This window comes from Microcystis sp. M53598_WE2, assembly GCF_030067735.1.
In the GTDB taxonomy this organism is placed as follows: domain Bacteria; phylum Cyanobacteriota; class Cyanobacteriia; order Cyanobacteriales; family Microcystaceae; genus Microcystis; species Microcystis aeruginosa.
Window position 1 is genome coordinate 1 of sequence record NZ_JASJFE010000617.1, and the last position, 3,009, is coordinate 3,009.

Annotated in this window: 3 protein-coding genes; 1 reads left to right on the forward strand and 2 read right to left on the reverse strand. The window is 39.3% G+C overall.

Annotated features, from left to right (window positions below):
* The coding region (locus PX636_RS12545; protein ID WP_288117435.1) for a PIN-like domain-containing protein at positions 1-381 on the reverse strand (381 nt) is incomplete at its 3' end.
* Entirely contained in the window at positions 378-1,094 is a 717-nt protein-coding gene (locus PX636_RS12550; protein ID WP_002760746.1) for a DUF433 domain-containing protein, read from the reverse strand. The genes PX636_RS12550 and PX636_RS12545, both read right to left, overlap by 4 nt.
* Before the next feature lie 174 nt (positions 1,095-1,268).
* Here PX636_RS12550 and PX636_RS12555 point away from each other — a divergent pair.
* Positions 1,269-3,009, forward strand: a 1,741-nt coding sequence (locus PX636_RS12555) for an N-6 DNA methylase (RefSeq protein WP_288117436.1), incomplete at its 3' end; no start/stop codon positions are given.

Below are 3,009 nucleotides of genomic sequence, written 5' to 3' on the forward strand. Positions count from 1 at the left end.
CCACAATTTTACTTGAAAATCTTGGTATATTTTGGCGATAAAAGGGGCTTGATTCCCTTGAACTATTTTTTCGATTTTATCGATTGTTTCGACAAAAATATTAATCATGGTTTGACGAGGTAAGTTGCCAGAAACTAGAACAAATACTTGAGCCTGATAACGGGCTATCTGTTGAACTTCTAAAATATTTCTACCAATGTTTACATCTTTAGTTAATACTATCCATCCTCTTTGACTAACAATAGGTAGCCACTCCGTATCCGGTGCATCTGGGGCAAAATGGGCATGATGAAATTCAATTTTAACCCCTATTTCTTGCAAAGCTTCACCGATAGATTTTCCTAAAGCGCGGTCTATAAAATAGGTGTATTGATAGGTCATGCCGCTTGCCAATTGCACTCGAATAAAATCGCTTTTTCAATTTGCCAAGGTTGACAATTATAATCATTGGCAATATCTTCTATAGAGTCCCCCGCATCATAAAGTTCTGTGACAACTTTAGTGGGAATTCCTGTTCCTGTGATCACGGGTTTTCCGAAGGAAATATTAGGATCTATCTTTAGGACTTTATTGCTGAAGTCTTCCCCATTTATGTCGATAGTGGGAAAAAGCCGTGTGGCGATATCTTGTTCATCCCATTCAATACGAGTTAAGAGATTATTTAAGAATTGTTTCATCGTCAATTGTCCCGAACGGGAGGCATTAATTAAATGTTCAAATTGTTCAATAAAAAGGTCAGTTCCATCGGTACTAAATTGTTTTTGAACCAGAGGATGATCGGTGTTAAATTGTTCACTAATATAGTCTAGGGCCAGTCTAACTTTATCGAGAGGGATGTTATGAACTTTGCGAATAACTCTTAAAACGTGCGCTTCCACTAAGTTAGTAAAGGAAAGTTGCGGAATATTCGGATTAGGTCGTTGAATGAGGGGTAAAAACTCTTTTTGTCCTTTTTTTGTGGGGTAGGTGCGTCCTCGTACCCACGTTCTCAGAGTGGGCAAAGGAATATGGAGATAGCGCGCAGTATCGGCTATAGTGTAGGTGGGAACATGATAGAGATGCTCTAGAGATAAGGGAGATGATGCTTTGACCATCGTTAATATTTTGGTGAAGTTGTTGGGATGAGATTATCGCCTATCATTTCATTTTAGCTAATTTTGGTATCCTTGAGGATAGGGATAAAGCAGGATGAGGGCATCTCAGTGGACATTGGGGGCAAATGAGGTTATATTTTATCTATAGAAGAACGTTTGTATGCAACACTGATAATGAGTAACTCACTGCCAAAATATCTAGAGGAAATCACAGGCATTTATCAACAGGGTAACGCCACAGAACACAGTTATCGTCCCGCTTTAAAAAAATTAATTGAATCCCTAAATAATAACCTACAAGCTCTCAATGAACCCAAAAGGATTGCTTGTGGCGCTCCGGATTTTGTGATTAATCAGGGTATGGTAGAAGTTGGCCATCTGGAAGCAAAAGATATCGGAACTTCTCTCAAAAAGGTTGAAAATACTCCCCAAATAAAACGTTATTTACAGGCTTTGGGTAATTTAATTATCACCGATCATTTAGAATTTCGTTGGTATGTATCGGGAGAATTGCGTCTATCAGCTGCCGTGGCAAGTCTTAATCAAAAAAAGCAAATTAAACCTGATTCCCAGGGTATTTTACAAGTAGAACAATTGTTCTGTCAGTTTTTCCTCTCAAAAGTTATTCAGATCACAACACCGCGAGAATTAGCCAAAAAAATGGCCGCTTTAGCGCAGTTAATTAGAGACGCAATCGGCCAAGCTTTAAAAGATCAAGATTGTGGGGGAATGTTGCGGCAACAATTGCAATCTTTTCAACGAGTTTTAATTAGTGATCTCAATGAAGCGCAGTTTGCGGATATGTATGCACAAACAATCTGTTATGGTTTATTTGCGGCACGCTGTAATACGGATCAAATAAGTTCTTTTTCCAGGGAAACGGCGGGATTTCGACTACCGAAAACTAACCCTTTTTTGCGGGGAATTTTTCATCAAATTGCTGGTACAGAATTAGATGAGCGGATTACTTGGGCCGTGGATACTCTAGCGACTATTTTACAACAAACGGATATGGAGGGGATTCTCGGCAGCTTTGGAAAACGCACGCGCAAGCAGGATCCTGTAGTTCACTTTTATGAGACTTTTTTAGCCGAATACGATAGTAAAATGCGTGAGTCTAGGGGGGTTTATTATACCCCTGAACCCGTGGTTTCTTACATGGTTCGCAGTGTGGACTATATTCTAAAAAATAAGTTTCAGATTCCTAAAGGTTTGGCCGATGCCAAAAAAATTACGATTAAAAATCCTAATAATAGCCAAGAAACTCAGGAAGTTCACCAAGTTTTAATCCTCGATCCTGCTGTGGGAACAGGCACTTTTTTACACTCTGTTATCGACCATATCTATGATAGTTTTCGTCAACAGAAAGGGATGTGGTCTAGTTATGTCAGTAAACATTTATTACCCCGTCTCTTTGGGTTTGAATTACTGATGGCTCCCTACACCGTAGCACACATGAAATTAGGTTTACAACTTCAGGAATTAGGCTATGATTTTAGTGCCGATGAACGCTTGGGAATCTATCTCACCAACACCCTACAGGAAGCTTTTCAAATTCCCCCTGCTGATGGTTTTTTAAATCGTATTCGCGATGAAGCAGCCGCGGCAAAAGATGTTAAGCAAGAAATGCCAGTTATGGTGATTTTAGGCAATCCACCCTATTCCTATCAGTCGATGAATACTGACCCTTGGATTGTGAATTTGGTTAAGGATTATTATCAATTAGATGGAAAACCATTGGGAGAGAGAAACCCTAAAGGTTTATTAGATGATTATGTGAAGTTTATTCGCTTTGCTCAGTATCGGGTAGCGGAAACTGGTTATGGAGTTGTGGCGTTAATTACAAATCATGGTTATTTGGATAATCCCACTTTTCGGGGAATGCGTCAAAATTTGATGCAGACTTTTGATGAGA

Bases quoted from the DNA above. Each gene is read 5' to 3' on its own strand.
- PX636_RS12550 (WP_002760746.1), bottom strand. From the start codon at position 1,094: ATGGTCAAAGCATCATCTCCCTTATCTCTAGAGCATCTCTATCATGTT.